Origin of the sequence: Chelativorans sp. M5D2P16 (assembly GCF_034427935.1) — a bacterium.
GTDB lineage: Bacteria > Pseudomonadota > Alphaproteobacteria > Rhizobiales > Rhizobiaceae > Chelativorans.
On the sequence record NZ_JAXQNM010000038.1, the window covers coordinates 130,181 to 150,552 of the forward strand.

22 protein-coding genes are annotated in these 20,372 nt (G+C 65.2%); 10 read left to right on the forward strand and 12 right to left on the reverse strand.

Annotated features, from left to right (window positions below; all coding sequences use genetic code 11):
• Positions 1-61: 61 nt before the first annotated feature.
• Genes SIN08_RS18350 through SIN08_RS18370 form a run of 5 tightly spaced genes read right to left on the reverse strand, consistent with a single transcriptional unit; the run spans position 62 to position 4,656 of the window.
• The gene (locus tag SIN08_RS18350; RefSeq protein ID WP_322453048.1) at positions 62-415 is read right to left on the reverse strand and encodes a DUF6867 family protein; all 354 of its coding nucleotides are present in this window, start codon (positions 413-415) and stop codon (positions 62-64) included.
• Positions 415-1,149, reverse strand: a complete 735-nt coding sequence (locus SIN08_RS18355; RefSeq protein ID WP_322453049.1) for an ABC transporter ATP-binding protein — start codon at positions 1,147-1,149, stop codon at positions 415-417. Before SIN08_RS18355 ends, SIN08_RS18350 begins: the two co-directional genes overlap by 1 nt.
• Positions 1,146-2,270: an ABC transporter ATP-binding protein gene (locus SIN08_RS18360; RefSeq protein ID WP_322453050.1), complete on the reverse strand. Its 1,125-nt coding sequence runs from the start codon at positions 2,268-2,270 to the stop codon at positions 1,146-1,148. Before SIN08_RS18360 ends, SIN08_RS18355 begins: the two co-directional genes overlap by 4 nt.
• Entirely contained in the window at positions 2,270-3,727 is a 1,458-nt protein-coding gene (gene livM, locus SIN08_RS18365; protein WP_322453051.1) for a high-affinity branched-chain amino acid ABC transporter permease LivM, read from the reverse strand. Before livM ends, SIN08_RS18360 begins: the two co-directional genes overlap by 1 nt.
• The gene (locus tag SIN08_RS18370; RefSeq protein WP_322453052.1) at positions 3,727-4,656 is read right to left on the reverse strand and encodes an ABC transporter permease subunit; all 930 of its coding nucleotides are present in this window, start codon (positions 4,654-4,656) and stop codon (positions 3,727-3,729) included. Before SIN08_RS18370 ends, livM begins: the two co-directional genes overlap by 1 nt.
• 368 nt (positions 4,657-5,024) lie before the next feature.
• Here SIN08_RS18370 and SIN08_RS18375 point away from each other — a divergent pair, with 368 nt between their 5' ends.
• The 3 genes from SIN08_RS18375 (at position 5,025) to SIN08_RS18385 (ending at position 7,503) form a co-directional block, all read left to right on the forward strand.
• Entirely contained in the window at positions 5,025-5,402 is a 378-nt protein-coding gene (locus SIN08_RS18375) for a YkvA family protein (RefSeq protein ID WP_322453053.1), read from the forward strand.
• Positions 5,403-5,652: 250 nt separating this feature from the next.
• Positions 5,653-6,153: an invasion associated locus B family protein gene (locus tag SIN08_RS18380; protein ID WP_322453054.1), complete on the forward strand. Its 501-nt coding sequence runs from the start codon at positions 5,653-5,655 to the stop codon at positions 6,151-6,153.
• A gap of 129 nt (positions 6,154-6,282) precedes the next feature.
• Positions 6,283-7,503, forward strand: coding sequence for an argininosuccinate synthase (locus SIN08_RS18385; RefSeq protein ID WP_322453055.1), 1,221 nt, complete (start codon positions 6,283-6,285; stop codon positions 7,501-7,503).
• A 91-nt stretch (positions 7,504-7,594) separates the two neighbouring features.
• Here the strand turns inward: SIN08_RS18385 and SIN08_RS18390 are convergent, their stop codons facing one another.
• Entirely contained in the window at positions 7,595-9,403 is a 1,809-nt protein-coding gene (locus tag SIN08_RS18390) for an ABC transporter transmembrane domain-containing protein (RefSeq protein ID WP_322453056.1), read from the reverse strand.
• A gap of 196 nt (positions 9,404-9,599) precedes the next feature.
• On the opposite strand from SIN08_RS18390, the gene rpmE reads away from it, so the two are divergent.
• Together rpmE and SIN08_RS18400 are read left to right on the forward strand one after the other, a co-directional pair.
• Entirely contained in the window at positions 9,600-9,821 is a 222-nt protein-coding gene (rpmE, locus tag SIN08_RS18395; RefSeq protein ID WP_322453057.1) for a 50S ribosomal protein L31, read from the forward strand.
• A 78-nt stretch (positions 9,822-9,899) separates the two neighbouring features.
• Positions 9,900-10,484 (forward strand): N-acetyltransferase family protein, encoded by a 585-nt coding sequence (locus SIN08_RS18400; protein WP_322453058.1) that lies wholly within the window; start codon positions 9,900-9,902, stop codon positions 10,482-10,484.
• 17 nt (positions 10,485-10,501) lie between these two features.
• Here the strand turns inward: SIN08_RS18400 and SIN08_RS18405 are convergent, their stop codons facing one another.
• Positions 10,502-10,888, reverse strand: a complete 387-nt coding sequence (locus SIN08_RS18405; RefSeq protein WP_322453059.1) for a DUF2794 domain-containing protein — start codon at positions 10,886-10,888, stop codon at positions 10,502-10,504.
• 459 nt (positions 10,889-11,347) lie between these two features.
• Here SIN08_RS18405 and SIN08_RS18410 point away from each other — a divergent pair, with 459 nt between their 5' ends.
• Entirely contained in the window at positions 11,348-11,890 is a 543-nt protein-coding gene (locus tag SIN08_RS18410; RefSeq protein WP_322453060.1) for a low molecular weight protein-tyrosine-phosphatase, read from the forward strand.
• Here the strand turns inward: SIN08_RS18410 and thpR are convergent.
• Both thpR and SIN08_RS18420 read right to left on the reverse strand, forming a co-directional pair.
• Positions 11,791-12,390, reverse strand: a complete 600-nt coding sequence (thpR, locus tag SIN08_RS18415; protein ID WP_322453061.1) for an RNA 2',3'-cyclic phosphodiesterase — start codon at positions 12,388-12,390, stop codon at positions 11,791-11,793. The genes SIN08_RS18410 and thpR overlap by 100 nt on opposite strands.
• Before the next feature lie 83 nt (positions 12,391-12,473).
• Complete coding sequence (locus SIN08_RS18420; RefSeq protein ID WP_322453062.1) at positions 12,474-13,151, reverse strand: arylesterase; 678 nt, start codon at positions 13,149-13,151, stop codon at positions 12,474-12,476.
• Positions 13,152-13,213: 62 nt separating this feature from the next.
• On the opposite strand from SIN08_RS18420, the gene SIN08_RS18425 reads away from it, so the two are divergent.
• From SIN08_RS18425 to SIN08_RS18435, 3 genes are all read left to right on the forward strand, one after another.
• A complete protein-coding gene (locus SIN08_RS18425) occupies positions 13,214-13,912 on the forward strand; it encodes an ABC transporter ATP-binding protein (RefSeq protein WP_322453063.1) in 699 nt (232 codons plus the stop codon).
• A 73-nt stretch (positions 13,913-13,985) separates the two neighbouring features.
• Positions 13,986-16,538, forward strand: a complete 2,553-nt coding sequence (locus SIN08_RS18430) for an ABC transporter permease (protein ID WP_322453297.1) — start codon at positions 13,986-13,988, stop codon at positions 16,536-16,538.
• A 186-nt stretch (positions 16,539-16,724) separates the two neighbouring features.
• The gene (locus tag SIN08_RS18435; RefSeq protein WP_322453064.1) at positions 16,725-17,501 is read left to right on the forward strand and encodes a Bax inhibitor-1/YccA family protein; all 777 of its coding nucleotides are present in this window, start codon (positions 16,725-16,727) and stop codon (positions 17,499-17,501) included.
• A gap of 85 nt (positions 17,502-17,586) precedes the next feature.
• On the opposite strand, the gene SIN08_RS18440 is transcribed toward SIN08_RS18435, so the two are convergent.
• Positions 17,587-17,862, reverse strand: a complete 276-nt coding sequence (locus SIN08_RS18440) for a SelT/SelW/SelH family protein (protein ID WP_322453065.1) — start codon at positions 17,860-17,862, stop codon at positions 17,587-17,589.
• 11 nt (positions 17,863-17,873) lie between these two features.
• A complete protein-coding gene (locus tag SIN08_RS18445; RefSeq protein WP_322453066.1) occupies positions 17,874-18,623 on the reverse strand; it encodes a YebC/PmpR family DNA-binding transcriptional regulator in 750 nt (249 codons plus the stop codon).
• 167 nt (positions 18,624-18,790) lie between these two features.
• Between SIN08_RS18445 and SIN08_RS18450 the strand changes: the two genes are divergently transcribed.
• Positions 18,791-19,585 (forward strand): MBL fold metallo-hydrolase, encoded by a 795-nt coding sequence (locus SIN08_RS18450; RefSeq protein ID WP_322453067.1) that lies wholly within the window; start codon positions 18,791-18,793, stop codon positions 19,583-19,585.
• Between the two features lie 6 nt (positions 19,586-19,591).
• Here SIN08_RS18450 and SIN08_RS18455 read toward each other — a convergent pair whose 3' ends face one another.
• Positions 19,592-20,356, reverse strand: a complete 765-nt coding sequence (locus SIN08_RS18455) for a TerC family protein (RefSeq protein WP_322453068.1) — start codon at positions 20,354-20,356, stop codon at positions 19,592-19,594.
• Between the last annotated feature and the right edge of the window lie 16 nt (positions 20,357-20,372).

Consider the following 20,372-nt stretch of genomic DNA (forward strand, 5'->3'; position numbering starts at 1 on the left):
CACCGGTCCGGACCGAATGCGACACGAGGCGTGTGAAAATGCGGGCAACCCATGTTTCGCGTCAGCCTCTCGCCTTCCAGTTGAGAAAGCCGGTGCCTGCGTACTGGAACCGATACTGCGTCGTCATCTGACGCGCGCGCGTGATGCGTTTTCCCAGAAAAGCGATCGCCGAAAGGACGATCAGGTCGACCACGTAATAGTGCAGCGTCAGGAGCGTGCCCCCGAACAGCGCAAAGTGGATGAAGCGAGCCGCCGCGGCCAAGAGCACGATATACACGAAAAGCTGCAGATTGGGCTGCCATGCGCGCGCGATGGCGCGCCCCGTCAGATAGGCCGCGCCGCCTGCCAAAAGCACGGTGACGAAGAAGAACTCCCAGAAGGTGACTTCCCACAAGAGTGCGTTCTCGTTCTCCATCAGTGCCTCCCACCTTCGAGATAGGCCGCGCGCACCTCTTCCCGGCGCAACAGCTCCCGGCCCGTGCCGCTCATGGTGATGTTGCCGTTGACCATCACATAACCGCGATGGGCGAGCTTGAGCGCGTGAAAGGCGTTCTGCTCGACGAGGAACACCGTCAACCCCTCGCTCTCGTTGAGCGCGCGGATGGCGTCGAAAATCTGCTTGACGACGAGCGGCGCCAACCCGAGCGAAGGCTCGTCCAGAAGGAGCAGCTTCGGCCGGCTCATCAGCGCCCGGCCGATCGCCAGCATCTGCTGCTCGCCGCCCGAAAGCGTGCCACCGCGCTGGTGAATACGTTCCTTCAGCCGCGGGAAGAGGTCGAACACACGCTTCAGGTCGTCCTCGAAATATTTCGGATCGACCAGCGAGGCGCCCATCTGCAGGTTTTCCATGACCGTCATGCGCGGGAAGATGCGCCGGCCCTCCGGTGACTGGGCGATGCCGAGGCGCATGATCTCGTGCGTGGGCATGGCGGTGATGTCCATGTCGTCATAGACGATCTGGCCCTTGCGGGCCTTGGGGTCGCCGCAAATCGTCATCATCAGCGTCGACTTGCCCGCCCCGTTCGCTCCGATCATGGCGACGATCTCGCCGCGATGGACCTCCAAGTCCACGCCGCGCAAGGCGACGATCTTGCCGTAATAGGTTTCGACCCCGTGCACCGACAGCAGGGTTTCGGCACCGCCGCTCATGAGCCCCCTCCTTGGCCGCCGCTCTTGGTTCTCTTGCGCGTGCGCGCGGACGCGGTGCTTGCGGGCGTTTTCTTCGCTGCCGTCTTGCCGGCATCTGTTTTCTTCGTCGCGGTTTTCTTCGCCGCCGGCTTCGGTTTGACGGCCACGCCGCCGGCATCCCCGACCGCTTCCGCGACGTCCTCCAGAACCTCGGGCACGTCGATTTCCTCTTCCTCCTCGACACCCAGATAGGCGGCGATGACGGCCGGGTCGGTGCGCACCTTCTCCGAATCGCCGTCGGATATCTTTTCGCCGTAGTCGAGCACGACGATATGGTCTGAAATCTCCATGACGACGCCCATGTCGTGCTCGATCAGAAGCACGGAGGTGGCGTGTTCGTCGCGGATGAACTTCAGGAGCGCGTTCAGCTCCGCGGATTCGCGTGGGTTGAGCCCCGCGGCCGGTTCGTCCAGGCACAGGAGCTCCGGACCGGTGCACATGGCGCGCGCGATCTCCAACCGCCGCTGGGCGCCGTAGGGCAGGTCAGCGGCCGGGTCGTCGGCGCGATCCACCAGACTCGTCCGCTCCAGCCAGTAGACGGCCTTGTCGATGGCCGCCTGCTCGGCGCGGCGGTAGCCCGGCAGGCCGAGGATGCCGCCAAAGGTGAAGCCGGAAGCCACCACGAGCGGGTTGTGCTGGGCCACCAGGAGGTTCTCCAGCACAGTCATGCCGCCGAACAGGCGAATGTTCTGGAAGGTGCGCGCCACCTTGGCCTTGTGGGAGATTTCATGATCGGGCATGCGCTCGAGCAGGAAAACGCCCGTCTGGCTGCTCTTCTTCCAGCGCAGGCCGCTGTCGGTAACGGCCTTGACCATCTCGTCCAGCCGGCCGGGACCGTGGCGCATGACGATGCGCCCTTCGGTGGGCTTGTAGAAACCCGTCACGCAGTTGAAGACCGTCGTCTTGCCGGCGCCGTTGGGCCCGATAAGGGCGGTGATGTCGCCGCGCCCGACGTCGAAGGAGAGATCGCCCACCGCGACCAGGCCGCCGAAGCGCATGGTCAGATGCTCGACGGAGAGGATCGGATCCTGCTCCCAGTTGCGCACGGACGCCTTGGGTGCCGCTTTCGTCTCAGCCGCCATCAGTGCCCCTCACCCTGTGCAACCATACCGGCATCGATGCGCTTCTTCTCCTTCAGCACGGTCGAGGGTTCGCGTGTCGAGATCAGGCCGCGCGGCTTCCACACCATGATGAACACCATCGCCAGGCCAAAGATCAGCATGCGGTACTGGACCGGGTCGAAACCGGGTCCGAAGACATGCGTGAGGAAGCCGAGATTGCGCAGCATCTCGATGCCGCCGATCATCACCACCGAGGCGATGACGACGCCGATCTGCGACCCGAGCCCGCCCAGCACAACGATGGCCAGGATGATCGCCGATTCCAGGAAGGTGAAGCTTTCCGGCGAGATGAAGCCCTGGCGCGTGGCGAAGAACGAGCCGGCCAGGCCGCCGAACAAGGCCCCGATCGAGAACGCAGTCAGCTTGGTGTTGCGGGTGTTGATGCCCAGCGAGCGGCAGGCGATCTCGTCCTCGCGCAGCGCCTCCCAGGCGCGCCCGATCGGCAGTTTTCGCAGCCGGATGGTGACTAGGTTCGTGATCAGGGCGAGGATGAGGATGATATAGTAGAGGAAGATGAAGCGCTGGATCGGATCGTACTCGATGCCGAAGAAGGCGGCAAAGCCGTCGTCGCCGCGCGAAAGCTCCAGGCCGAAGAAGGTCGGCTTGGGAATACCCGAGATGCCGTCGGGGCCGCCCGTGAACTGGTACCAGTTCAACAGAACAACGCGGATGATCTCGCCGAAGGCGAGCGTGACGATGGCAAGATAGTCGCCGCGCAGCCGCAGCACGGGGAAGCCGAGAATGACCCCCCAGAACGCCGCAAGGATGCCGGCGAGCGGCAGGGCGCTCCAGAAGCCGATCTCGAAATAGTGGGCCAAAAGCGCGAAGGAATAGGCGCCCACCGCGTAGAAGGCCACATAGCCAAGGTCGAGCAGCCCGGCGAGGCCCACCACGATGTTCAGCCCCCAGCCGAGCATGATGTAGGTCATGATGAGAATGGCCAGGTCGATGAACTGCCGGTCGCGCCCGGGAAAGAAGTTGGTGAAGAAGAAGGGCAGCACGAGTGCGAAGGCGAGCAGAGCCCGCGCCAGCCACTTGCCGAACCCGCCGGGCACGGCTTGTATCACGCTGGACAACGCCCCGCCGAGCGTCTGGGTGACCGGATGGTCGGCCCTGAAGACGAAGAGGCTGAGCGCCAGCCTGCCGGCGAAGACCACCAGGATGGAGACGATCCACGCGCCCCATCGCGTCGTCAGGTCCAGCCCGCCGGGTGCGATGTCGGTGCGTATTCCGATCAGGAAGAAGCCGAGCACCGCGGCCAGGAACGCCGCAGCCGCGGCGTCGCGCAGGGAATCGGCAAATCGGTTGGTCGTCGGCGCCGCCCGGACCGTACGCGGCGCCGCCGCCCGCGCCTCGCGTTCCGCCTGCGCGCCCACCGGCTTCTGGGTGGATGCCGGCATCCCCGTTTCACCTGTCATCACACCTTCTCCACTTCGGGTTTGCCGAGCAGCCCGGAGGGCAGGAAGATCAGCACGATGGCGAGAATGGAAAAGGCCGCGACATCCTTGTATTCGACCGTGAAGTAACCGGACCAGAAGACCTCGATCAGCCCGATCAGGAGCCCGCCCAGCATGGCCCCGGGTAGTGAGCCGATGCCGCCGAGCACCGCCGCCGTGAAGGCTTTGATGCCGGCCAGGAAGCCGATGTAGAAATCGAGGACGCCGTAAAGAAGCAGGAACATCAGGCCGGCCACCGCCGCGAGCGCGGCCCCCATCACGAAGGTCAGCGAGATGGTGCGGTCGACATTGACGCCGAGAAGGGCGGCCATCTTGCGGTCCTGCTCGCAGGCCCGCTGCGCGCGGCCGAGCGCGGTGCGGTTGATCAGCAGCGTGAAGGCCGCCATCAACACCACCGTCATGACGATGATGATCATCTGCATATAGGAAAGCCGCACCACGATGTCGCCGATAACACCGGACCCCTCCATCAGCGTGACGCCACCCTGGATCTGCGGCGGCAACGGCTTGACGCGCGCGCCCTGCGTGATCTGCACGAAGTTCTGCAGCACGATCGACATGCCGATAGCCGTGATCAGCGGTGCCAGGCGGAAGGAGCCGCGCAAGGGCCGGTAGGCGAGCCGCTCGACCGTCCAGCCCCAGGCGGAGGTGAACAGCATCGCCACGATCAGCACGATCAGCAGCACGACCGGCAGGAAGGCGAAACCGAAGACGCTGGTCAGCACCAGGAAGACGGCAAGGGAAATGAAGGCGCCGATCATGAAGATGTCGCCGTGGGCGAAGTTGATCATGCCGATGATGCCGTAGACCATCGTATAGCCGATGGCGATCAGGCCATAGATCGAACCCAGCGTCAGCCCGTTGATAAGCTGCTGGAGAAAATAGTCCATATCCTGCGGTACTCCCCTGGAATGTCGCCGCGAAGACGCACTCCTTGTTCTTATTCCCCAGGCCGTTCAAGGATGAGCTTATTACGCCCGTAAAGCCCCGTCGACCTTGTTGTGCCGCTTTCCATCACGGTTATCCCGGCGCGAAGGTAGCATCGTCACAGTGCAATGTCCTTGCCTTGAATACCAGATTTTTGCGCCTCTACAGAAGAATTCTGCATCGTTTTCCCTCTACGCAGCCGATCCTTGCGTCTTTTCGGCGATAACGGAGCGCACGGTCGCGGTCCGCACGCCAGCTTCCGGCGATCTTCAAAAATGCCCCCGTTGCACAAAGACGGTTCGCCGACCATATGTGGTGGCGAGGCAAACCCATGGAAAACACACAGATCAACGCCATTCTGACCCCTGCCGGCGACGGCGAGAACCGCCGCCGCGAGGAACGGATACGCCGCCGCTTCTGGCACACCGCCAGGAAAGCCGCGCGCCAGATCCCATTCATGGACGAGGTGGTCGCCGGGTACTACTGCGCGCTCGATCGGGAAACACCGGCACGGGTGCGTGGCACCCTGCTCGCGGCCCTCGCCTACTTCATCCTGCCGCTGGACACGATTCCGGATTTCTTCGTGGGGTTCGGCTTTACCGACGACATCGCGGTGCTCATGGCCGCGCTCGGCACCGTCCGTGCCCACATCACCCCTGCCCACCGCGAAGCGGCCAGGCGGGCGCTGGAGGATATCGACGAACTCTGAGCCCCTGCCGGGACGGTCGGCGGCCGGGCTGTGCACCGGCCGTCCTTCCGCTTCAGACAGGGAGTCAAACTCTCGCCTTTTTCTCCGATTCAAAGTCGCATCGGGGTACAGGGTCGCGCCGGTGGCCCATCCAGACGAAAAACGGCGGTTTCTCCGGCGGCATCACCCTTTGGTAACCAAAATTAAATAAAACTGAAGCAATCAGACTCGTGCGCTTCAGGACTCAGCAGACAAACAAACGGTCAGGACAATGCGTGGAATTCTCTCATCGCTTCTTCTGGTTTGCGCCGTCGCGGTTTCCGGACCGGCCTTCGCGCAGGCCACGGCTGTCGGCCAGCACCGTGACTGGGGCACCTACAGCTACCAGTCCGACAACGGCAAGGTCTGCTACGTGATGAGCGTTCCGAAAAGCAAGGAGCCCTCCAGCCTGGACCACGGCGACATCTTCTTCTTCGTCAGCCAGAAGCCCGGGCAGAACGTTGCCTATGAGCCCCAGTTCATCGCCGGCTACAGTCTCCGGGAAGATTCCAAGGTGACGGTGTCCGTCGGCGACCGCTCCTTCACCATGTTCACCCAGGACAGCTCGGCCTGGCTCGAGAACGCGGCCGAGGAGCCGGCGCTCGTCTCGGCGATGAAGGCCGGCGCCGACATGAAGGTGGAGGCCACCTCCGCCCGCGGTAACACCACCCGCTACACCTTCTCCCTCCTCGGCATTTCCGCCGCGCTCGACTCCATCCAGAACTGCCAGTAGACGCCGGCCCTGCCGGTCGGGAAGAGGCCGCGCCGAACCGCCCGGCCTTGCTCCTCTCGCTTTTCCTGATAATAGTGCGGCGCAATTTCGGGCCCGGCCGCGCCGGGCTTTGCACCATCGGAAAAGAGAATGGCGACGTACAAAGACATAAGGAAGGTCGTTCTCGCCTATTCGGGCGGGCTCGACACCTCGATCATCCTGAAATGGCTGCAGACGGAGCTCGGCGCCGAGGTGGTCACCTTCACCGCCGATCTCGGCCAGGGCGACGAGCTCGAGCCGGCGCGCAAGAAGGCCGAGATGCTGGGCATCAAGGAGATCTACATCGAGGATCTGCGCGAGGAATTCGCCCGCGACTTCGTCTTTCCGATGTTCCGCGCCAACGCACTTTATGAGGGCACCTACCTGCTCGGCACCTCGATCGCCCGGCCGCTGATCTCGAAACGGCTGGTCGAGATCGCCGCCGAGACCGGCGCCGACGCGATCGCCCACGGCGCCACCGGCAAGGGCAACGACCAGGTGCGCTTCGAGCTGTCGGCCTACGCGCTCAATCCGGATATCAAGGTTATAGCCCCGTGGCGCGACTGGACTTTCAAGTCGCGCACGGACCTCATCAACTTCGCCGAGCAACACCAGATCCCCGTGCCGAAGGACAAGCAGGGCGAGGCGCCGTTCTCGGTCGATGCCAACCTCCTGCACTCCTCCTCGGAAGGAAAGGTGCTGGAAGACCCTTGGTCGGAGCCACCAGAATACGTGCATCAGCGCACCGTCTCGCCCTTCGACGCGCCGGACCAGCCGACCGAGATCACCATCGGCTTCAAGCGCGGCGACGCCGTTTCGCTCGACGGCGAGGCGCTATCGCCGGCGACACTTCTCGCCGCCCTCAACGATCTCGGCCGCGACAACGGTATCGGCCGCCTCGATCTGGTGGAGAACCGCTTCGTCGGCATGAAATCGCGCGGCATTTACGAGACGCCCGGCGGCACGATCCTCATCGCCGCGCACCGGGCGATCGAATCGCTCACCCTCGACCGCGGCGCTGCGCACCTGAAGGACGAATTGATGCCGCGCTATGCGGAGCTCATCTATAACGGCTTCTGGTTCTCTCCCGAGCGCGAGATGCTACAGGCCTTGATCGACAGGAGCCAGGAGGACGTCGAGGGCGAGGTGCGGCTGAAGCTCTACAAGGGCAATGTCATCGTCACGGGTCGCCGCTCCGGCAAGTCGCTCTACTCCGACGCGCTGGTCACCTTCGAGGACGACCACGGCGCCTACGACCAGAAGGACGCCGCCGGCTTCATCCGCCTCAATGCGCTGCGGCTGAGGACGCTGGCGGCACGGAAACGGGGCTGAAGGCACCACCGGCGGGTTATCCGGAACACGGGACCACCGCGTCCTTTTTGGTAACCTGTGCATCGAAAGCGTCCGGTGTCTGCCCCCTCGCCTATTCCGCCGCCGCGCCGCGAAACACGTCCGCCCCCGCCTCGAACTGCAGGCTGGCGAGCCGCGCATAGATGCCGCCCTGGCGAACGAGATCGGCATGATCGCCTTCCTCGACGATCCGGCCGCCCTCCATCACGAGAATGCGGTCGGCCTTCAGGACGGTGGCAAGACGATGCGCCACGACCAGCGTCGTGCGGCCCTGCATCAGGCCCTCGAGCGCCCTTTGAACCAGGATCTCGCTTTCGGCGTCGAGCGCCGAGGTCGCTTCGTCGAGGAGCAGGATCGGTGCGTTGCGCAGGATCGCACGAGCGATCGCCAGGCGCTGGCGCTGGCCGCCCGACAGCATCACGCCGCGCTCGCCGACTTGCGTCTCGTAGCCGTTTTCCAGCGCCATGATGAAATCATGCGCGAGCGCGGCCTTCGCCGCCGCCTCCACCTCCGCCCGCGTCGCAGACGGCCGGCCGAAGGCGATGTTCTCAGCCGCGCTAGCCGCGAAAATGGTCACGTCCTGCGGAACGATGGACATGCGTTCGCGTACGGCGCGCGGGTCGGCCTGCCTGAGGTCCACGCCATCCACCAGCACCGCGCCCCCTCCCGGATCGTAGTAGCGCAGGAGAAGCGAGAAGATCGTGCTCTTGCCCGCACCCGACGGGCCCACGATGGCCACCGTCTCGCCCGGCGCGACGTCGAAGGACAGACCGTGCAGCGCCGCGCTGTCCGGGCGCGCAGGATAAGCGAAATCGACATCCCGGAAGGCGACGGCACCGCGCGCGGGCTCGGGCAGCGGAACGGGCTTGTCGGGCGCGGCGATCGCCGGCTTTTCCACGAGAAGCTCGCTCATGCGTTCCGCCGCACCCGCCGCCTGGGCCAATTCGCCCCAGACCTCCGACAACGCGCCGAGCGCCCCGGCCGCCAGGACTGCATAAAGCAGGAACTGTCCGAGCGTGCCCGCCGTGATGGTTCCGGCCAGAACGTCCTGCGCGCCGACCCACAGCACCGCGACGACGGAGGCGGAGGTGGTGAAGATCGCCAGGAAGGTCAGCAGCGCCCGTGCGGAGATGGAAGCGCGTGCCGCCCGGAAGGCCGCTTCGACCGCCTCTCCGAACCGGCCGGCCACGCTATCTTCGTTGGTAAAGGCCTGCAGGACCTTGACCGCGCCGATCTGCTCGCCCGCGAAGGCGCTGGCCGCGGCCAGTGTGTCCTGCGCGTGCCGCGCACGCCGCCTGACAGAGCGGCCGAAGGCCATCAGCGGCAGGACGATGAAGGGGATGGCCACCACCACAAGCAGCGAAAGGCGCGGGCTGGTGATCACCATCATCGCCAGGGCGCCCACGCCCATGATGATGTTTCGGAGCGCGACGGAGGCGGTTGCGCCGACGGCGGCCTTGATCTGCGTCGCGTCCGCCGTCAGCCGCGAGACGATCTCGCCGGACTGCGCCCTGTCGAAGAACGACGGCGACAGCCGCGTGACATGGCTGAAGACGTCGCGCCGCAGGTCTGCCACGACGCGCTCGCCCAGCGTGACGACGAAATAGTAGCGCAGCGCCGAAGCGAGGGCGAGCACTGCACCCACCGCCAGAAGCATGGAGAAATAGTTGGTGATGAAGGTTCCGTCGGATTCGGAAAAGCCATGGTCGATCATCCGCCGCACGGCAAGCGGAAGCATCAGCGTGGCGGCTGCAGCCAGAAGCAGGAAAGCCACCGCACCCGCCACAAGGCCGCGGTAGCGGCGCACGTACGGCACCAGTTCCCGCAGGGGTTCGAGGGAACGCCGCGCCTTATCCACCGGCACGGCATCTGTTTCGGCCATTGTGTTTCCTTCCGGCGTCGCCTCCAAGTTTCAGGCTTGGCGGCCTTGTCTCGCTCGGGCGCCTGATGTATAGGCACGCGAGCCTTTTCGAAGCCGTAGCCCTCCTTGGCCGCGGCTTCAAGTTTTCGTCATGGGCGAGATTGCCGCACGGAACGCCGGCAAACGCGCCGATGCGCAGACCATTCAGGATAGACCGATGAAAGCCGACATTCACCCCGATTATCACATGATCAAGGTCGTCATGACCGACGGCACCGAATACGAGACGCGCTCCACCTGGGGCAGCGAGGGCGACACGCTCCAGCTCGACATCGATCCGCGCACGCATCCGGCCTGGACCGGCGGCTCGCAGGCTCTTGTCGACCGCGGTGGCCGTGTTTCCCGCTTCAAGAAGCGCTACGAGGGGCTGGGCATCTGAACCGCCTCCATTCGACACTATCCAGGCGGCCATCGAGCCGCCTTTTCTTTTGCGCATCGGTCTGCAATGAATGCCACGATGCTGACCGACAGACAAACCGAACTGCTCATCCGGCCGACCGCTTCCGCCGATCTTCCCGCGATCACGCGCATCTACCGCCACGCCGTGGAGACGGGCACGGCGAGCTACGAGCTGACGCCGCCTGACGAAGAAGAGATGGCGGCGCGCCGGGAGGCACTCGTCCGCAACAGCTATCCCTATCTGGTGGCGGAAGAAGGCGGCCAGGTGCTCGGCTACGCCTATGCGGGTCCTTTCCGCACCAGGCCGGCCTACCGCTTCATGGTGGAAGATTCGGTCTATATCGCGCCGCACGCGCAGGGCCGGGGCATCGGCCGGCGCCTCCTTACGGTCTTGATCGAGGAATGTGAAAGGCTGGGTTTCCGGCAGGTCGCCGCGGTCATCGGCGACGGCTCACCCTTGAGCCCCTCCGTGCGGCTGCACGAGGCGCTTGGCTTTCGCCACACGGGCGTGCTCGAAGGCAGCGGCTACAAGCACGGGCGCTGGCTTGATACGGTTTTCATGCAGCTCAGCCTCAACGGCGGTGCGGCCACCGCCCCGGATCCCGATTCCCTGCCGGAAAGGATGTTTCGCAAAGGCCTTTGAGGGGGAACGCGTAGTGCCTATGCCCGCACGAGCTTAAGCGTGCGGTCGAACACGGCGAGCACGCGGCCGAGTTCATGCCCGCGCTTGAGTATAAGCCCGCTGGCGGCAATCACGCTGTAGGCGCCCTGTTTGCGCGCCAGCTTTGGGTTCTTCACAATCTGGAAGAGCGGCACTTCGCTGGTGCGGCGAAAGACGGAGAAGACGGCCCTGTCCTTCAGATGGTCGATGGCATAGTCGCGCCATTCACCGGCGGCGACCATCTGTCCGTAGAGGCGCAGGATTTGGTTCAACTCCCGCCGGTCGAATGTCACCGGAAGGTCGTTGCGGGCGCGCCGCGCCTCGCTCAGCCATACGAGATTTCCGGAGTCGTCGCCATCCTCCCCCGCGCTTCCGAAATCGGTCATGTCGCGCTCGCATCCCTGTGACAATTTTATGAATCAAGGTGGCTCGGCAAGGCAGCAATTGCAACCCCACCGGAAAATGGGGAGCTGCGCGAGCAGCCATCACGAAAGCAGACAAGGTGTCGGATTTGGTGATCGCCTGCCCCATTCTCGCCGTTTTCTGTCCAAGCTCCCGCCTGATTTAGAAGCCAGCATCACACCCGTTGCCTGAGACGGTTCGGTCCGGAGACGGCTCCGTACCCCAAGCCCCCCCGCCCACGGGGTCGTGGCCGGATCGAACCAACTCCGGGCGGCTCGCCGCCCAGCCACGCAGGGCAACGATCCCGAACTGGATCAGCGCCGGTACAGGCCAATGCCGTACCGGCGTTTTTTTGTTCGTTGTAATCGGCGAGTACGATTTTCGGCCGGCAACCGCCTTAAGCGAGGTTTGCGCGAAATCGCAAAATTCACTACCTCTCCGTCATGACCGACAGCATTTCCACGCCACCTGGCGAACGGCCGACCGCCATTCTCTTCGTCTGTCTCGGCAACATCTGCCGCTCGCCGCTGGCCGAGGGCATCTTCCGCGCCGTGGCCGCCGAACACGGGCTCGCGCAAACCCTCCACCTCGATTCGGCAGGCGTGGGCGCATGGCACATCGGCGCGCCGCCCGACCCGCGCGCGATCGCCACCGCACACCGTTTCGGCCTCGACATAACCGGCCAGCGGGCAAGGCGGGTGAGCCCGGAGGATCTCCTGCGTTTCGACCTGGTGTTCGGAATGGATCGCTCCAACGTCGCCGCACTGAAGAAGCTGGCGCCGGCGAAGGCCAGCGCGCGCATCCATCTTTTCCTGGACTATGCGCTTGGCAGGCCGGACGACGTGCCCGACCCCTATTACGGCGCGGACGACGGCTTCGCCGCGGTCTACCGCACGCTCCACGAAGCGTCTGAAGCGCTTGCCGCAAGGCTTTCCGAGCGCGCCGGCTCGGCCCGCAGCAAGGGCCAGGCTTCCTCAATGATATAGGGTCCGCCGCCAATCGATTCGCGCGAGGACATCAGGACGAACCGCCCCACCCGGAAGGGCGCGGCGGCGAAGTTGCCGCGCGCGGAAAGATAGGCCGCGACATCGCGCGGGCTGGCGTTCTTCAGCCGCGCCAGCGTCACGTGCGGGGTGAACTTGCGTGGGTCCGGCGGCAGACCGACGCGGCGGCAGATGCGCTCGATCTCGGCCTGGAGGGCGTAGAGATCCGGTGAGGCCGCAACACCCGCCCACACCGCGTGCGGCTTCTTCTGACCGAACGCGCCGACCCCTGAGAGCGTAAGCGAGAAGGAGGGCCGGCGCACCCGGTCCAGCGCATTGGCGACCTCGTCGGCCACGTGGCCTTCGACATCACCGATGAAGCGCAGGGTAAGATGGTAGTTTTCGACATCGCCCCACCGGGCTCCCGGGAGGCCGCCGCGCAGAAGCGAAAGCGACAAAGCCGCATCGCGCGGAATCTCGAGGGCGGTGAACAGTCGCGGCATGGCAACCTCCTCGAATCTCGATATGTCTTGGTTAGCGAATCATCGATCGGGCACAGGAGCAAGCGCTTTCTGGCACCTGCTCCTCAAGCACCGGATTTTTCCTCCGCGATGATTCGCTCGACCGCTGGCAGGGCATTTTCCACCATCACGTCCACGCCCTCGGCATTGGGATGCATGCCGTCCTCGAGCAGCAGCGCGCGGTTGGCCGCCACGCCCTCGAGGAAAAACGGCACCAGCGGCAGCTCGTGCTCCCGCGCCAGTCGCGGATAGATGGCGTCGAACGCCTCCTGATAGTCCGGCCCCAGATTGGGCGCGGCATACATGCCCACGAGCAGCACCGCCATGCCGCGCTCCCGCAGCCGGACGATCATCGTCTCCAGATTCTGTTTTGTGCTTTCCGGCGAAAGCCCGCGCAACATGTCGTTTGCGCCGAGCCCGAGGATCACAAGGTCCGTCTCCTCCGGCACCGACCAGTCGAGGCGGGAAAGCCCGCCGCTGGTCGTATCTCCCGAAACCCCGGCATTGGCGACGGTCACGTCGTGGCCGCGCGCCCGAAGCGCGGCTTCGAGCTTCTCCGGAAAGCTCTCGCCGGGAGCAAGCTGGTAGCCGGCCATCAGGCTGTCGCCGAATCCGACGATGCGGAAGGGCTCCGCCGCCGCGGGCGTGGCGATGCAAAGGAAAAGCGCCAGAACCGGCACCGATGACATTTTCGTGAGCGACGCGAGGGCACTGAAAATCTTGCCCAGAGCTTTGAATGCCATGAAACTCGACCCATATCTGCCGGACCACGCCCGGTTTATTCCTCATATAGGACGCTCCACCCGTGCCCAAACCCGTCATCGAACTCGACAACGTTTCCCTGCGGCTCGGTGAGGGCGCCTCCTCCGTGCATGTGCTCAAGGGCGTCAGCCTGACCGTGGAAGATGGCCAATCCACGGCGGTGGTCGGCCCGTCCGGCTCCGGAAAGTCGACGCTGCTCATGGTGATCGCCGGGCTGGAGAAGGTCGATAGTGGCACCGTGCGCGTGGCCGGGCAGGCGCTCAACGGGCTGAGCGAGGACCAGGTGGCGGCCTTTCGCGGGCGCACCATCGGCATCGTCTTCCAGTCGTTCCACCTGATCCCCAACATGACGGCGCTGGAAAACGTCGCCGTGCCGCTGGAACTTGCCGGCCACCGCGACCCGTTCGGGCTGGCCGAGCGCGAACTCGCCGCGGTCGGGCTCAAAGAGCGCCTCACCCACTATCCCGGAGAGCTTTCCGGCGGCGAACAGCAGCGCGTGGCGATCGCCCGCGCGCTCGCGCCCGAGCCCGCCATCATGATCGCCGACGAGCCGACCGGCAATCTCGACCAGACCACCGGTCGGCAAATCGCCAATCTGCTGTTCGAGACGGTGCGCGAGCGCGGCACGACACTTGTGCTCGTTACCCACGACCCGGCGCTCGCCGAGCGCTGCGACCGGCAGGTGGCCATGCGCTCCGGCTTGATCGACGAGACCGCGCCCGAAGCGGCCGTGGCGGGCTGAGGTGCCCATGGACCGCTCCGACGCTTCGGCCATCGACGAGAAGTCCGCTCCCCTCTCCCATGCCCGGAGGGACATGGCGGCCGCCGGCGCGGGCCCCGCGCTCGCGCTGCGTTTTGCGCTTCGCGAGATGCGCGGCGGGCTCTCCGGCTTCTTCATCTTTCTCGCCTGTATCGCCCTCGGCGTGGCGGCGATCGGCGGCGTCAATTCCGTCGCCCGGGCCATCAGCACCGGCGTCGCCTCCCAGGGTCAGGAGCTTCTGGGCGGCGACATCCGCTTCGAACTCAACCAGCGTGAGACCGACGAGGCCGAACATGCCTGGCTCGAAAGCCTCGGCCAGCTTGCGGTCAGCGCCAACATGCGCTCCATGGCGCGGCTTCCCGACGGCTCGGACCAGGCGTTGGTCGAAGTCAAGGCGGTGGACGGCAGCTATCCGCTCTACGGCAGTCTCGTCACCGAACCCGCCCTTCCCCACGAGGCGCTCTTCGGCTTGTCGGAAGGGGCCTACGGCGCGATCGTCGCGCCGCTTCTTCTGGACAGGCTGGGCCTTTCCGTGGGCGACCGGCTTATGCTCGGCGGCCAGACCTTCGAGCTGCGCGCCGCGCTCGTCACCGAGCCGGACGCGATTTCCGACGGCTTCGGCTTCGCGCCACGCCTGATGGTCTCGCTCGAGGGGCTCGACGCCGCCGGACTCGTCCAACCGGGGAGCCTGGTGGAGCACAGCTATAAGGTACGGCTTGAAGACGGGACGAGCGAGGCCGATCTGCGGGCCGTGCGCGAGGAAGCGGGCGAGCGCTTTCCCGAAGCCGGGTGGAGCATCCGCACCCGCCTCAACGCCGCTCCCGCGCTGACCTCCAACATCGAGCGCTTCTCCCAGTTTCTCACCCTTGTCGGGCTGACCGCGCTCGTGGTCGGCGGCGTCGGCGTGGCCAATGCCGTACGCGCCTATCTCGACGGCAAGCGGGCCGTCATCGCCACCTTCAAGAGCCTGGGCGCGGCGGGCGGTTTCGTCGTCTCGGTCTATCTTCTGCAGATCCTCATCATCGCGGTGATCGGCATTGCCGCCGGCCTCGTGCTCGCCGCCCTCATGCCTTTCGCCGCCAGCGCCATGCTCGCCTCGGTGCTGCCCGTGCCGGGTCAGGGCGGCCTCTATCCCGGGGCACTCGGCCTCGCCGCCCTGTTCGGCCTGCTCACCACGCTCGCCTTCGCGCTTCTGCCGCTCGGCCGCGCCCGCGACGTGCCGGCGACGGCGCTCTTTCGCGAGATGGGCATCGACGGCAAGGGCTGGCCCCGGCCGGCCTACATGCTGGCGGCCGGACTGATTGCGGCCTGCCTCGCCTTCCTCGCCATATTCTATGCGGACGAGCGCCGTATCGCGGCGATCTTCGTCGCTGCGACCGTGGCGTCCTTCCTGGTTCTGCGTGGTGTCGGCTGGGCCGTGCAGGCGCTGGCCCGACGCGCCCCGCGCGTCCGCTCCACGGCATTGCGCCTTGCCGTCGGCAACATCCACCGCCCCGGCGCGCTGACGCCGTCGGTGGTCCTGTCGCTTGGCCTCGGGCTTACCCTGCTGGCCACCCTGGCGCTGATCGACGGCAATCTCAGGCGGCAGATCGCCGGCAACCTGCCCGACGTGGCGCCGAACTTCTTCTTCGTCGACATCCAGGCGAACGAAGTGGACGACTTCACGGCGCTGGTGGAAGCGCAAGCACCCGACGGCAAGCTCATCCGGGTGCCGATGCTGCGCGGACGGATCGTCTCGCTCAACGGCGTCAACGTGGCCGACATCGAGGTGCCGCCCGAGGGCGGCTGGGTTCTGCGCGGCGACCGCGGCATCACCTATGCGAATAACCAGCCGGAAAATTCCACTCTCACGGCGGGCGAGTGGTGGCCGGAAGACTATGACGGCGAGCCGCTTGTCTCCTTCACCGCCGAAGAGGGGCGCGAACTGGGCCTCGAACTCGGCGACACGCTGACCGTCAACGTTCTCGGCCGCGACGTCACCGCGCGCATTGCGAGTTTCCGCCAGGTCGAATGGGAGACGCTGGCCATGAATTTCGTCATGGTCTTTTCCCCCAACACCTTCGCCGGCGCGCCGCATGCCTGGCTGGCGACGCTGACGGCCCCCGAGGCCACGAGTGCCGACGAGGCGCAGATTCTCAACGCCGTGACGCGCGCTTTCCCCACCATCACCACCGTGCGCGTAAAGGACGCCCTCGACGTCATCAACGAACTCGTCGCCCAGCTTTCCACCGCCATCCGCGCCGCCGCGGCCGTGGCACTCATCGCCTCCGTGCTGGTGCTCTCGGGCGCCCTTGCGGCCGGCAACCGGGCCCGCGTGCACGACGCCGTCGTGCTGAAGACGCTGGGTGCCACGCGGCGCACGCTCATTTCGGCCTTCGCGCTGGAATATCTCCTGATCGGGCTCGCCACGGCTCTCTTCGCGCTCGCGGCCGGCGGCGTGGCGGCATGGTACGTCGTATCGCGCATCATGACGCTGCCCTGGACCTTCCTGCCCGAGGTCGCCCTCTCGACCGTCGCCATCGCCCTGGTGCTCACCGTCGGCTTCGGCCTGATCGGCACCTGGCGCGTGCTGGGCCACAAGGCCGCTCCCGTGCTGCGGAACCTGTAAAGGCAGAGAAAGCCGGCAATTTCCCCCGCGTGGAGCCGCGTGCGGCAAACCGTCCGTTTTAGTGTCTGCGGCTCTTGCTCTTGACACGAACAGATATCATATTTGAACCACGCATGCTGGAATCCCGCCAGCGGCGAGCGGCCGTGTGGCCGACACCCGACGGGAGAGTGCGAGAAAGAGGAAACAATGGCTGACCTTCGCAACTATCAGGCCCGCGTGGCGACCGGCGCACGCACGGACGCGGCCATCGACGAGGGCCTGCGCGCCTATATGATCCGGGTCTACAACCTGATGGCCATCGGCCTGGCAATTACCGGGCTTGCGGCCTTGGGCACCGTTTCACTGGCGACGACGAGTGATCCCTCGGCCGCCGTCGCGCAATTCGGCAACGGCACACTTCTCACTGCTTTCGGAAGCGCGGTGTACCTGTCGCCCTTGCGCTGGGTGCTGATACTCGCTCCCCTGGCGCTCGTCTTCTTCATGAGCTTCCGCATTCACAAGCTGAGCGTTTCGGCGGCGCAGACGACCTTCTGGGTCTATGCGGGCTTGATGGGGCTGTCGCTGTCGTCGATTTTTCTCATCTATACGGGCGAGAGCATCGTAAGGACCTTCTTCATCACCGCCGCTTCCTTCGGCGCGCTGTCGCTGTGGGGCTACACGACGAAGCGTGATCTTTCCGGCATGGGCTCCTTCCTGTTCATGGGACTCATCGGCATCATCATCGCTTCGATCGTCAATATCTTCCTTGGCTCCTCGGCGCTGCAGTTCGCCATTTCGGTGATCGGCGTGCTCGTGTTCGCCGGGCTGACTGCCTACGACACGCAGCAGATCAAGGAGATGTACTACGAAGGCGACAGCCAGCTCGTGGCGGGCCGCAAGGCGATCATGGGCGCACTGAGGCTGTACCTCGACTTCATCAACCTGTTCCTGTTCATGCTTCAGTTCCTCGGCAATCGCGAGTAACGGCGAACGCCGGAACGAACGAGAAAGGGCGGTCCGACCGGACCGCCCTTTTTTCTGACCGACGTTTCAAAGCCGGGGCGCCGGCTTATCTGCGCTCCACGTGTCCCAGGTCGCGCTCGGGGTTGATACAGTCCCGCACACGGCGCTTCAGCTCCGCCGCATCCGGAAAGCCTCCGTCGCGCTTGCGTTCCCAGACAAGCTCCCCGTCGCAATGGATTTCGAAGATGCCGCCGGTGCCCGGGCGCAGCGCCACCTCGTCGAGCTCCTCCGAGAACGTGGACAGAAGCTCCTGCGCCATCCAGCCGGCCCTGAGCAGCCAATTGCACTGCACGCAGTAGGTGATGAATACGCGATGCGCCATATCCGCTTACCTCACGCTGCGCTCAGCTTGGCCATGGTCTCGTCGTCGACCTCGAAATTGGCGTAGACGTTCTGCACGTCGTCGTCGTCCTCCAGGACGGCAAGCAGCCTGAGCACCGATTGCGCGCGCTCCTCGTCGACGGGCGTGCCGGTTTGCGGCCGCCAGGTCGGACGCACCCGCTCGGCCTCCCCAAGCGCCTGCTCCAATGCCGTGCTGACGTCGCCAATGTCCTCGAAGGCGCAGGTGATGACATGGCCGTTCTCGTCCGACTGCACGTCCTCCGCGCCAGCTTCGATAGCCGCCTCCATCATCGTGTCGGCGTCGCCCGCCGAAGCGGGATAGACGATCTCGCCCACCCGGTCGAACATGAAGGCGACCGAGCCCGTCTCGCCCAGCGACCCGCCGGCCTTGGTGAAGGCGGCGCGCACGTTGGAGGCCGTGCGGTTGCGGTTGTCGGTCAGCGCCTCGACGATGACGGCCACGCCGCCCGGCCCGTAGCCTTCGTAGCGGACCTCCTCGTAGTTCTCCGAGTCGTTGCCCGAGGCCTTCTTGATGGCCCGTTCGATATTGTCCTTGGGCATGGACTGGGCCTTGGCGTTCTGAACGGCAAGGCGCAGGCGCGGGTTCATGTCCGGGTCGGGCAGACCGGCCTTGGCGGCGACGGTGATCTCGCGCGCCAGCTTGGAGAAGATCTTCGACCGCGCCGCGTCCTGGCGGCCCTTGCGGTGCATGATATTCTTGAACTGTGAATGGCCTGCCATGGGGCTCCTTTGTCGGAACGGTTCCAAAATTTCATGGATTGCCGGCGTTATAGTGAAATCGCCCGGCAACGTCCAGAAGCCGGCCTCACGCAATGGTTACGGCGCCCTGCATGGCGGACCGGCGGATCTTTGGATAGGATGACTGCCTGTCGATCCGGGAGAAGCCGATGCTCGCCTTCCGCCTGATTGCACCGCTCGTCATCCTGTTGCTCTCGTCCCTTGCCGCCCAGGCGCAGGAAACGCGGCCCAGCACCTGCCTTGCCATGGCCAACGCCCTGCCCGGCATCGTCTATGTGAATCTCCAGCCGGTCGCCGCCCAGGACGTGACGATCACTTATGCCGGTCACTCGACCTACGTCATCGAGACACCGGCCGGCGTGCGTATCGCCACCGACTTCGCCGGGGTGTACGGCACCAGTCCGACACCGGATGTCGTCACCATGAACAAGGCGCATTCGACGCACCACACGCCGAGTCCCGATCCCGCGATCGAGCACGTGCTCAGGGGCTGGAACCCCGAAGGCGGGCCGGCGCGGCATTCGCTGCTGGTCGACGATGTCTATATCCGCAACGTCACCACCGATATTCGCCGCTACGGCGTCTTCGAACCGGATGCCAACTCGATCTTCATCTTCGAGGTGGCCGGCCTGTGTATCGGCCATCTGGGTCACCTGCATCACCGGCTCGAGGATGCACACTACGCCGCCATCGGACGGCTGGACGTGGTGATGGTGCCGGTCGATGGGGGGCTCACCATGTCGCTCGACGGCATGAGCGAGATCACGCGGCGGCTCTCCTCCTCCATCGTCCTGCCCATGCACCGCAATGCCACGCCGCTCGGTGCGTTTACGAGCAGGATGGGCGAAGGCTTCGACCTGGATTTCCGCGAGGGCCGCACGCTCACCGTCTCGCTGGCGACGCTGCCCGAGCGGCCGACGATCATCATCCTCGACGGAGTTTGAAGGCGCTCAGGCCTCTTCCTGCATCGCCTTCTCACGCTCGCGCTTGCGCCGGGCCAGCATGTTGAGGCCCTCAACCAGCGCCGAGAAGCCCATGGCCGTGTAGACGTAGCCCTTCGGCACGTGGAAGCCGAAACCGTCGGCGATCAGCGTCATGCCGATCATCAGCAGGAAGCCGAGAGCCAGCATGACCACGGTAGGATTGGCGGCGATGAAACGCGACAGGGGCTCCGCCGCTAGGAGCATCACCGTGACGGCGCTGATGACGGCGATGAACATGATGGTCAGATGGTCGGTCATACCCACCGCGGTAATGATGGAATCGATCGAGAAGACGAGATCGAGCAGCAGGATCTGCACGATTGCCGCACCGACGCCCAGCGTCACCTTTCCGCCGACCATGTTCTCCTTGGAGTCGTGCGGGTCCACGGTATGATGGATCTCCTTGGTCGCCTTCCAGACCAGGAACAGCCCGCCGGCAATCAGGATCAGATCCCGCCAGGAGAACCCGTGATCGAACAGCGTGAACACCGGCTGTGTGAGCTGCACGATGAAGGAGATGGTCGCAAGCAGGGCCAACCGCAGCACCAGTGCGGCGCCGATACCCAGCCTGCGCGCGAAGGCCTGGTTTTCCTCGGGCAGCTTGTTGGTGAGAATGGAGATGAAGATCAGGTTGTCGATGCCGAGCACGATCTCGAGAACGACGAGCGTGACCAGCGCGACCCAAGCCTCCGGACTGGTGACGAAATCGAAATGCGAAAGCAACCAGTCCATGGGCCAATGCATCCTT

Excerpts from the sequence above, each read along its gene's own strand:
- SIN08_RS18450 (WP_322453067.1), top strand. The coding sequence starts at position 18,791 with ATGCTCGCCTTCCGCCTGATTGCACCGCTCGTCATCCTGTTGCTCTCG.
- SIN08_RS18410 (WP_322453060.1), top strand. The coding sequence starts at position 11,348 with ATGACCGACAGCATTTCCACGCCACCTGGCGAACGGCCGACCGCCATT.
- SIN08_RS18445 (WP_322453066.1), bottom strand. The coding sequence starts at position 18,623 with ATGGCAGGCCATTCACAGTTCAAGAATATCATGCACCGCAAGGGCCGC.
- livM (WP_322453051.1), bottom strand. The coding sequence starts at position 3,727 with ATGACAGGTGAAACGGGGATGCCGGCATCCACCCAGAAGCCGGTGGGC.
- SIN08_RS18360 (WP_322453050.1), bottom strand. The coding sequence starts at position 2,270 with ATGGCGGCTGAGACGAAAGCGGCACCCAAGGCGTCCGTGCGCAACTGG.
- SIN08_RS18370 (WP_322453052.1), bottom strand. The coding sequence starts at position 4,656 with ATGGACTATTTTCTCCAGCAGCTTATCAACGGGCTGACGCTGGGTTCG.
- SIN08_RS18420 (WP_322453062.1), bottom strand. The coding sequence starts at position 13,151 with ATGGCATTCAAAGCTCTGGGCAAGATTTTCAGTGCCCTCGCGTCGCTC.
- SIN08_RS18380 (WP_322453054.1), top strand. The coding sequence starts at position 5,653 with ATGCGTGGAATTCTCTCATCGCTTCTTCTGGTTTGCGCCGTCGCGGTT.
- thpR (WP_322453061.1), bottom strand. The coding sequence starts at position 12,390 with ATGCCGCGACTGTTCACCGCCCTCGAGATTCCGCGCGATGCGGCTTTG.
- SIN08_RS18355 (WP_322453049.1), bottom strand. The coding sequence starts at position 1,149 with ATGAGCGGCGGTGCCGAAACCCTGCTGTCGGTGCACGGGGTCGAAACC.
- SIN08_RS18435 (WP_322453064.1), top strand. The coding sequence starts at position 16,725 with ATGGCTGACCTTCGCAACTATCAGGCCCGCGTGGCGACCGGCGCACGC.
- SIN08_RS18405 (WP_322453059.1), bottom strand. The coding sequence starts at position 10,888 with ATGACCGATTTCGGAAGCGCGGGGGAGGATGGCGACGACTCCGGAAAT.
- SIN08_RS18350 (WP_322453048.1), bottom strand. The coding sequence starts at position 415 with ATGGAGAACGAGAACGCACTCTTGTGGGAAGTCACCTTCTGGGAGTTC.
- rpmE (WP_322453057.1), top strand. The coding sequence starts at position 9,600 with ATGAAAGCCGACATTCACCCCGATTATCACATGATCAAGGTCGTCATG.
- SIN08_RS18375 (WP_322453053.1), top strand. The coding sequence starts at position 5,025 with ATGGAAAACACACAGATCAACGCCATTCTGACCCCTGCCGGCGACGGC.
- SIN08_RS18430 (WP_322453297.1), top strand. The coding sequence starts at position 13,986 with ATGGCGGCCGCCGGCGCGGGCCCCGCGCTCGCGCTGCGTTTTGCGCTT.
- SIN08_RS18455 (WP_322453068.1), bottom strand. The coding sequence starts at position 20,356 with ATGGACTGGTTGCTTTCGCATTTCGATTTCGTCACCAGTCCGGAGGCT.
- SIN08_RS18400 (WP_322453058.1), top strand. The coding sequence starts at position 9,900 with ATGCTGACCGACAGACAAACCGAACTGCTCATCCGGCCGACCGCTTCC.
- SIN08_RS18385 (WP_322453055.1), top strand. The coding sequence starts at position 6,283 with ATGGCGACGTACAAAGACATAAGGAAGGTCGTTCTCGCCTATTCGGGC.
- SIN08_RS18440 (WP_322453065.1), bottom strand. The coding sequence starts at position 17,862 with ATGGCGCATCGCGTATTCATCACCTACTGCGTGCAGTGCAATTGGCTG.
- SIN08_RS18390 (WP_322453056.1), bottom strand. The coding sequence starts at position 9,403 with ATGGCCGAAACAGATGCCGTGCCGGTGGATAAGGCGCGGCGTTCCCTC.